Annotated in this window: 1 protein-coding gene; it reads right to left on the reverse strand. The window is 72.1% G+C overall.

Going from position 1 to position 702, the window contains the following annotated elements:
* On the reverse strand, nucleotides 1–702 hold a 702-nt coding region (locus DL990_RS41155; RefSeq protein ID WP_125801884.1), incomplete at both ends, for a CBM35 domain-containing protein.

Raw genomic sequence — 702 nt, forward strand, 5'->3', positions numbered from 1 at the left:
GGCGGAGCGCGGCCATTCGACGCTGCGGCCGTCGGTGTGCTGCCAGGCGGTGGAGACGCTGCCGCCGGAGAACAGGTCGATCCGGCTGCCGGGTCTGCGCACCTCGATCATGTCGAGGTTGACGTGGCCGGTGTCCTCGGGCCGATAGGTATAGGCGATGGTGTTGCGGCCCTTGCGCAAGGAGAGCCGCTCGGTCTTGGTGGACCAGCGGTTCCAGGCGCCGGTGAAGGGGAGGCTGGTCTGCTGCGCCTGAGCGCCGTGGACGCTGAAGCCCATGGTCTTGGTGCCGGTGAACGGGTGGGGGCCGTTGGCGTACCGCAGTCCCACGTCGTAGCTGCCCTTCGCGGGTGCGTCGACCTCGAAGGTGGCCGTGGCGCCCGGGGTGCCGAAGCCGTCGGCGAAGCCGCCGCCGGTGTAGCCGGCGTGCTCGGTGTCGATGTCGGCTCCGCCGGCCAGCCGTGCCGATTCCGCGTCGTACGAGGTGGTGGGCTGCTCGGGGCCGGGGCGTGCGTTCAGCGTGTACCAGGCCTCGGTGGACCAGAGTTGCTCCCCGGCGTCCGAGGCGAAGGGGCGCGGTGAGCGTACGCGCACCACCCGGTCGGTCTTGAGGCCGGGGATGGTGAGCCGGACCGTGCGACGGTCGGCGGACAGCCGGGCGGCCGCGACGGGGAGGGCCTCTTCGTCGACCTTGGGGCCGCCGTA

Source organism: Amycolatopsis sp. WAC 01416 (assembly GCF_003947485.1).
Classification (GTDB): domain Bacteria; phylum Actinomycetota; class Actinomycetes; order Mycobacteriales; family Pseudonocardiaceae; genus Amycolatopsis.